General features: G+C 70.7%; 9 protein-coding genes. 5 read left to right on the top strand and 4 right to left on the bottom strand.

All coding sequences use genetic code 11. The features are described 5' to 3' along the window. Positions 1–178 precede the first annotated feature (178 nt). From AB0I69_RS46245 to cseC, 5 genes are all read left to right on the top strand, one after another. Positions 179–1135, top strand: a complete 957-nt coding sequence (locus AB0I69_RS46245) for an A/G-specific adenine glycosylase (RefSeq protein ID WP_363101858.1) — start codon at positions 179–181, stop codon at positions 1133–1135. A 288-nt stretch (positions 1136–1423) separates the two neighbouring features. Continuing rightward, positions 1424–1963 carry a SigE family RNA polymerase sigma factor gene (locus AB0I69_RS46240; RefSeq protein ID WP_019064956.1) on the top strand — a complete coding sequence of 180 codons (540 nt, stop codon included), beginning with the start codon at positions 1424–1426 and terminating at the stop codon, positions 1961–1963. A 23-nt stretch (positions 1964–1986) separates the two neighbouring features. After that, positions 1987–2640: a hypothetical protein gene (locus AB0I69_RS46235; protein WP_363101864.1), complete on the top strand. Its 654-nt coding sequence runs from the start codon at positions 1987–1989 to the stop codon at positions 2638–2640. A 147-nt stretch (positions 2641–2787) separates the two neighbouring features. Continuing rightward, entirely contained in the window at positions 2788–3495 is a 708-nt protein-coding gene (cseB, locus tag AB0I69_RS46230) for a two-component system response regulator CseB (RefSeq protein ID WP_363101857.1), read from the top strand. A gap of 8 nt (positions 3496–3503) precedes the next feature. Further along, positions 3504–4847: a two-component system sensor histidine kinase CseC gene (cseC, locus tag AB0I69_RS46225; RefSeq protein WP_363101856.1), complete on the top strand. Its 1344-nt coding sequence runs from the start codon at positions 3504–3506 to the stop codon at positions 4845–4847. A 6-nt stretch (positions 4848–4853) separates the two neighbouring features. Here cseC and AB0I69_RS46220 read toward each other — a convergent pair whose 3' ends face one another. The 4 genes from AB0I69_RS46220 to AB0I69_RS46205 all read right to left on the bottom strand — a co-directional run bounded on the left by AB0I69_RS46220 (position 4854) and on the right by AB0I69_RS46205 (position 6873). Continuing rightward, entirely contained in the window at positions 4854–4985 is a 132-nt protein-coding gene (locus AB0I69_RS46220) for a hypothetical protein (protein WP_363101855.1), read from the bottom strand. Positions 4986–5108: 123 nt separating this feature from the next. Beyond that, positions 5109–5966, bottom strand: coding sequence for a class I SAM-dependent methyltransferase (locus tag AB0I69_RS46215; protein ID WP_363101854.1), 858 nt, complete (start codon positions 5964–5966; stop codon positions 5109–5111). Continuing rightward, entirely contained in the window at positions 5963–6397 is a 435-nt protein-coding gene (locus AB0I69_RS46210) for a VOC family protein (protein WP_363101853.1), read from the bottom strand. The genes AB0I69_RS46215 and AB0I69_RS46210 overlap by 4 nt, the downstream gene beginning before the upstream one ends. Then, positions 6394–6873 carry a helix-turn-helix transcriptional regulator gene (locus AB0I69_RS46205; protein ID WP_363101863.1) on the bottom strand — a complete coding sequence of 160 codons (480 nt, stop codon included), beginning with the start codon at positions 6871–6873 and terminating at the stop codon, positions 6394–6396. Before AB0I69_RS46205 ends, AB0I69_RS46210 begins: the two co-directional genes overlap by 4 nt. Positions 6874–7191 lie beyond the last annotated feature (318 nt).

Here is a 7191-nt window from a genome sequence, read left to right as displayed (position 1 = left end):
GGGTGTCCGCCCGCAGCGGTTGGCGCGTCAACACCGCCACATTCTTGAGTGACCGATTCCGCGCCGTTCCGAGGACGGACACCCCCCGGCGCGGCCCCGACCCACAACGAATCATCCGGCGAACCACCCACCGACCCGCACCCGCCGAACGACCGACACATGGCAGGATCGGGTGGCCATGACTGCGCCCACGAAGCCCCCACACAGCACCCCCTCCGACGCCCCCTCCACCTCTACCTCCGCCCCAGCCGGAGCCCACCTCCACACCCCGGTCATCGACTGGTTCGAGGACAACGCCCGCGACCTCCCCTGGCGCCGCCCCGACGCCGGCCCCTGGGGCGTGATGGTCAGCGAGTTCATGCTCCAGCAGACCCCGGTCAACCGAGTCCTCCCCGTATACGAACAGTGGCTCGCCCGCTGGCCCCGCCCCGCAGACCTCGCCGCGGACGCCCCCGGCGAGGCCGTCCGCGCCTGGGGCCGCCTCGGCTACCCCCGCCGCGCCCTGCGCCTGCACGGCGCCGCCACCGCCATAACGGAACGGCACGGCGGCGACGTCCCCACCGACCACGCCCAGCTTCTCGCGCTCCCCGGCATCGGCGAGTACACGGCCGCCGCGGTCGCCTCCTTCGCCTACGGCCAGCGCCACGCCGTACTGGACACCAACGTCCGCCGCGTGTTCGCGCGCGCGGTCACCGGCGTCCAGTACCCCCCGAACGCCACCACCGCCGCCGAACGCAAGCTGGCCCGCGCCCTGCTCCCCCAGGACGAGCACACCGCCGCCCGCTGGGCAGCGGCCTCCATGGAACTGGGCGCACTCGTCTGCACGGCGAAGAACGAGACGTGCCACCGCTGCCCGATCAGCGCCCAGTGCGCCTGGAACCTGGCCGGCAAGCCGGACCACGAGGGCCCGGCCCGCCGCGCCCAGACGTACGCCGGCACGGACCGCCAGGTACGCGGCAAGCTGCTCGCCGTACTCCGCGAAGCGGCAGCGGACACCCCCGTCCCCCAGTCCGCACTCGACCGGGTGTGGCACGAGCCGGTGCAGCGGGCCAGGGCATTGGACGGCCTCGTCTCCGACGGCCTCGTGGAACCACTGCCGGACGGCCTGTACCGACTGCCCTCAGCCCGCACCTGACACCCAGTCATTTCACAGCCAAGCGACCGTCACACAGCCAACTCCCCGCTCCCGCAACACTCCCGCACAGCCCAAACCGCCCCATACCCACCCCAACAACCCCGCCCCCTTACCCCCGACCTACTTCCGTTACACAACCGACGGACAGCCGAGCGCTCTCCGCAGGCTGCTCCGCACAGTGCCGTGACAACCCCTCCGTAGCTTCGTTCCTGTACCGCAGACCGGCGGGACGCAGCAGAGGAAAACCGGCAGCAGGCGGGTCGGAAACGGGGATGGAGGCGGTTGATCATGGCGCAGGGCGAGGTGCTCGAATTCGAGGAGTACGTCCGCACCCGACAGGACGCGCTGCTGCGCAGCGCCCGCCGGCTGGTGCCGGACCCGGTCGACGCCCAGGACCTGCTCCAGACGGCGCTGGTACGGACGTACGGCCGCTGGGAGACCATCGAGGACAAGCGCCTCGCGGACGCGTACCTGCGCCGCGTCATGATCAACACCCGGACCGAGTGGTGGCGGGCCCGCAAGCTCGAAGAGGTCCCCACCGAGCAGCTCCCGGACGCGAGCGTGGACGACGCGACCGAGCAGCACGCGGACAGGGCGCTTCTTATGGACATCATGAAAGTTCTCGCTCCGAAACAGCGCAGTGTTGTCGTCCTGCGACACTGGGAGCAGATGTCCACCGAAGAGACGGCCGCGGCCCTGGGCATGTCGGCCGGTACGGTCAAGAGCACGCTGCACCGGGCGCTCGCCCGGCTCCGGGAGGAGCTGGAGGCCCGCGACCTGGACGCACGCGCGCTGGAGCGTGAGGAGCGGGAGCGTTGCGCGGCCTGAGCGACGACACCCCTGGGCCCGGGCTGAGCAACTCCCCCGGGCCCAGCAGGGTGCGCGGAAGCCTGGAGGCGGCGTTCACGGCGGTGGCCGTGCTCGCCGCCCTCGCCCTTTTGGTGTCCGGCTGCGCCACCGGCGGCACCGGCGCCCGTGACGAGGGCCCGGCACACTCCGACTCGGTGGCGGGCGTCGCGGAGGCCAAGTCCCCCGCGCCCTCCGCGACCGTCGACGACCATGTGGACGCGGTCAAACTCGTCATGGACGACCCGAAGGTCTCCTCGGCGGTCAAGCACGAGCTGAAGCCGTGTGTCGCCGACGAGTACGCGGTCGACGTGTCCTACGGCGAGCTGACCGGAGGCACCGTCAACGACGTCGTCGTCAACGTGATGACCTGCGGCGACGCGGTCGGGATCGGCTCGTACGTGTATCGCGCGACGGGCGGGACGTACGAGAATGTGTTCAAGGCCGAGGAACCCCCGGTCTACGCGGAGATCGACCGCGGCGATCTGGTCGTCACCAAGCAGGTGTACGAGAAGGGCGACCCGGTGTCGAGCCCCTCCGGTGAGAACGTGATCACGTACCGCTGGACCGCGAACCGTTTCGTCCAGGAGTACAGCACCCACAACGAGTACAGCAACGCCGTCGGGGGCGACGCCTCGCCCGCCCCGAGCGGAAACTGACCGGAACCGACCGAACCGATCGGGCGAGGACAGAACCGATCGGGTGGCCCGAACCGATCCTTCAGTGAACGCGGACGCCGCTTCGGGCGTCCCATGCTTGAGAACGATCCACACGAGGACTGAGAGCAGAGGACTGAGAGCACCGGGATGGCAGACCAGACCCACGTCCTGTTCGTCGAGGACGACGACGTCATCCGCGAGGCCACCCAACTCGCCCTGGAGCGGGACGGCTTCGTGGTCACCGCCATGCCCGACGGGCTGTCGGGCCTGGAGGCGTTCCGGGCGGACCGCCCCGACATCGCGCTGCTGGACGTGATGGTCCCCGGCCTGGACGGGGTGAGCCTGTGCCGCCGGATCCGGGACGAGTCGACGGTCCCGGTGATCATGCTGTCGGCGCGCGCGGACTCGATCGACGTCGTACTCGGCCTGGAGGCGGGCGCCGACGACTACGTCACGAAGCCCTTCGACGGCGCCGTCCTGGTGGCCCGCATCCGCGCGGTACTGCGCCGCTTCGGACACGCGAGCGGCAGCGACCGTACGGCGGACTCGGAGGCGGCCCCGGTCGGCGGCGGGGTGCTGACCTTCGGCGATCTGGAGATCGACACCGAGGGCATGGAGGTGCTCCGGGCCGGACAGCCGGTGGCGCTGACGCCGACCGAGATGCGGCTGCTCCTGGAGTTCTCCTCGGCGCCGGGCACGGTCCTGTCCCGCGACAAGCTCCTGGAGCGGGTGTGGGACTACGGCTGGGGCGGTGACACCCGGGTCGTGGACGTCCATGTGCAGCGGCTGCGCACGAAGATTGGCCAGGACCGGATCGAGACGGTCCGCGGCTTCGGCTACAAGTTGAAGGCCTGAGCAGGGGTATGCGGGGGAAATCACGGCGCAGGGTCCCGTCGTTCATGGACCGGGCGGGCATTCGTACCGGCCTGAGATGGAAGCTCAGCGCGGCCATCGCGCTGGTCGGCACGCTGGTCGCCATAGCGCTCAGCCTGGTCGTGCACAACGCGGCCCGGGTCTCGATGCTGGACAACGCGCGCGACCTCGCGGACGAGCGCGTCCAGATCGCGCAGCGCAACTACGAGTTGTCGGGGCGGCCGAACTTCCCGAGCATCAAGATCGACGACCCGAGTCTGCCGTCGGCGCTGCGCGAGAAGGTCGCGGAGGGCCGCCGGGCGACGTACGTCACCGACCGGCCGCACGGCGTGCCGGACATCTGGGCGGCCGTACCCCTCAAGGACGGCCATGTCATGTCCCTGCACACGGGGTTCACCGACCGCAGCACGGACATCCTCAAGGACCTCGACCAGGCCCTGGTGATCGGCTCGATCGCGGCCGTGCTCGGCGGCAGTGCGCTCGGTGTCCTGATCGGCGGCCAGCTCTCGCGCCGGCTGCGCAAGGCGGCGGCTGCTGCGAACCAGGTCGCCAAGGGCGAGACGGACGTACGGGTGCGGGACGCGATCGGCGGGGTCGTACGGGACGAGACCGACGACCTCGCGCGCGCGGTGGACGCGATGACGGACGCGCTGCAACAGCGGCTTGAGGCCGAACGCCGAGTCACCGCGGACATCGCACACGAGCTGCGCACCCCGGTGACAGGCCTGCTGACCGCAGCCGAACTGCTCCCCCCGGGCCGCCCGACCGAGCTGGTCCTGGACCGCGCGAAGGCGATGCGCACGCTCGTCGAGGACGTCCTGGAGGTCGCCCGGCTCGACGGGGCCTCGGAGCGGGCCGAGTTGCAGGACATCCTGCTGGGCGACTTCGTGACCCGCCGGGTGGTCGCGAAGGACCCGGACGCGGTGGTGCACGTGGTGCACGAGTCGGAGGTCACCACCGACCCGCGCCGCCTGGAACGCGTCCTGTTCAACCTCCTCGCCAACGCGGCCCGCCACGGCAAACCGCCGATCGAGGTCTCCGTCGAGGGCCGGGTCATCCGGGTCCGCGACCATGGCCCCGGCTTCCCCGAGGAACTCCTCGCGGAGGGCCCGAGCCGCTTCCGCACCGGCAGCAAGGACCGCGCGGGCCACGGCCACGGCCTCGGCCTGACCATCGCGGCCGGCCAGGCCCGCGTCCTCGGCGCCCGCCTGACCTTCCGCAACGTACGCCCGGCGGGCGCGGCGGAGTACATCCCGGCGGAGGGCGCGGTCGCCGTGCTCTGGCTGCCGGAACACGCCCCGACGAGCACGGGCAGCTATCCGCTGCTGCCGTAACCCGTTCTACGGCAGCAGCGAGTCGGTCAGCCGCTTCGCGGTACGGGCGTCCAGCGAGCCGTGCCCGAGCAGGAAGCGGTACCAGAACACGCCGTAGACCTGGTCGACCATGAGGTCGAGGTCCTGCTTTTCGGACAACTCGCCGCGCCCGCAGCCCCGTTCGAGGATTTGCCGCAGTGCACTACGGCGGCGAGGCGGGGCAGTCCAACCGCCCCACGCCTCACCCCCACACCTGACACCCCATCCCCCACCCTTCACGCCTCACGTACTCGCCACCATCACCTCCTCCCCCCGAGACGGCTCCACCCCGTCTCCCCTGTCGGCGAAGTACCGCTCCGCAAGCTCCGCCGCCGACACGTGCCGCACCTCGCGGAACCCGCACTCGCGACCCAGCGCGAGCATCTGCTCCGGGGTGAAGAAGCTCAGGAACGGTGTGCCCGAGGCACGAGCCCCGCGCTGCGCCACCTGCAACTGCGCACGCTGCTCCGGCTCCACGTCGTCCGGGGGCCGTAGGAACGTGGTGACCAGGGTGGAGCCCGGGGCGAGTCCGGCGACCAGGCGGAACATGGTGGTGATCGCGTCCCGGGTGAGATACATGGTCACGCCGGTCGCGGCCACCACGGCGGGCCGCCCGGTGTCGAGACCGGCGACGGCCAGCTGCCCCCACCAGTCGCCCTCGAAGTCCACCGGCACGAACCGCAGCCAGTCCGGCAGGTCGTACCCCAGCTCGGTCAGCCGCCGTCGCTTCCAGGCCTGTGTGCCGGGCTGCTCGACCTCGAACACCGTTAGTCTCGCGCCCAGTTCGGGCCGCCGCTGGGCGAAGGTGTCCAGGCCGGCGCCGAGGACGACGTACTGGTCCACGCCCCGCCCGGCCTGCTCCGCCACCACGTCCTCGACGAAGCGGGCCCGCGCCACGATCGACGCACGCATCCGGCGCGTGGCCTCGACGTCCATGTCGGGACGCTCCCGCCAGTCGTCCCCGGGGTCCGCGAGCAGCAGCCCGATCTCGTCCTCGATGACATGCGGCGGCGGATCGGCCCGGACGTGCAGGGCCCGCCACAGGGCGACCCGCACCGCCGTGTGGTCCGGCTCGGTCTCCGCCACCGCCTCCCCGCTCATCCGAAGTCCTTGGAGAAGTCCAGTTCCTCGCTGCGCTCGGTCAGCGAGTACCAGTTGCCGCTGTCGTCGCGGAAGATCGCCTCGATGCCGTACGGCCGCTCCTTCGGCTCCTGCAGGAACTCGACCCCGCGGGCCTTGAAGGTCGCGTAGTCACCGCGGCAGTCGTCCGTACTGAACGCCCCGGCACCCAGCACTCCCTTACTGACCAGCTTCTTCAGCGCCTCGGCGGACTCGGGGTCCAGGCCCGGGCCGTCCGGGCTCATCAGCGTGAGCGCGACGCCCGGCTGGTTCTTGGCGCCCACGGTGACCCACTTCATGTCGCCCATCGAGATGTCGTCCCGGACCTCGAAGTCCAGTTTCTCGGTGAAGAAGGCCTTGGTGCGCTGTTGGTCGAAGGTCCACACGGTGGTGATGCCCAGCCCTTGGATCATGTCTCCGCGCTCCTGTCGGACGAGGTCGAGATCGAGGTGGCTTCCTGCTCATCACCGTAGGCAGGGCGGGCAGCGCGACGCTTCTCCAAAGTTGCGGTGGGAAAACCGCCGGCCCAGAGCATCGCGTAGCACCCGGGGATGAGAGCGGCCCCGCGCCCCACGTGCTTGGTCCGGTACTCGCTGGGCGTCAGCCCGGTCCGCGCCTTGAACCGGGCCGAGAAAGTACCGAGGCTGCTGAAGCCGACCAGATGGCAGATCTCCGTCACCGAGAGATCGGCGCTACGGAGCATCTCCTCGGCCCGCTCGATGCGGCGGTGCGTCAGATACTGACCGGGCGTCTCGCCGTACGCCTCCTTGAAGGCCCGGATGAAGTGGTACCGCGAATATCCGGCATGCGCGGCCACCACGCCCAGATCGAGCTCCGGCTCGGCCCAGTCGCGGTCCATGGCGTCCTTGGCGAGGCGCAACTGCCGCATTTTGTCCATGCGATCGATAGTGGCACGCCCCACTGACATCGCGACCGACCCGACCGCTCGGCTGCTCGACCGCTCCGGCGCTTGCCGACACCGGCCGTTCAATCCAATCCGTCCGGCGCTTGCCGACATCGGCCGTTCAAATCCTGCCCGTCGGACGCCTGTCGACCTCGGCCGCTGAATGTAGCCCTTCCGGCGCTCGTCAACACCGGCCCGACTAATCCGGCCGCTCCGACACCTGTCGACACCGGCCCGTTCCCTTCACCCTGTCCGGCGCCTGCCGACACCAGCCCGACCGCCGCTCGCCGACGCCAGCCCAAC

The organism is Streptomyces sp. NPDC050508 (genome assembly GCF_040655155.1).
Lineage (GTDB): Bacteria > Actinomycetota > Actinomycetes > Streptomycetales > Streptomycetaceae > Streptomyces.
This window is presented reverse-complemented; position numbering and strand designations above follow the sequence as displayed.

Coding starts and splice junctions, on each gene's coding strand:
- AB0I69_RS46215 (WP_363101854.1), bottom strand. CDS start 5,966: ATGAGCGGGGAGGCGGTGGCGGAGACCGAGCCGGACCACACGGCGGTG.
- AB0I69_RS46205 (WP_363101863.1), bottom strand. CDS start 6,873: ATGCGGCAGTTGCGCCTCGCCAAGGACGCCATGGACCGCGACTGGGCC.
- cseC (WP_363101856.1), top strand. CDS start 3,504: ATGCGGGGGAAATCACGGCGCAGGGTCCCGTCGTTCATGGACCGGGCG.
- cseB (WP_363101857.1), top strand. CDS start 2,788: ATGGCAGACCAGACCCACGTCCTGTTCGTCGAGGACGACGACGTCATC.
- AB0I69_RS46240 (WP_019064956.1), top strand. CDS start 1,424: ATGGCGCAGGGCGAGGTGCTCGAATTCGAGGAGTACGTCCGCACCCGA.
- AB0I69_RS46245 (WP_363101858.1), top strand. CDS start 179: ATGACTGCGCCCACGAAGCCCCCACACAGCACCCCCTCCGACGCCCCC.
- AB0I69_RS46210 (WP_363101853.1), bottom strand. CDS start 6,397: ATGATCCAAGGGCTGGGCATCACCACCGTGTGGACCTTCGACCAACAG.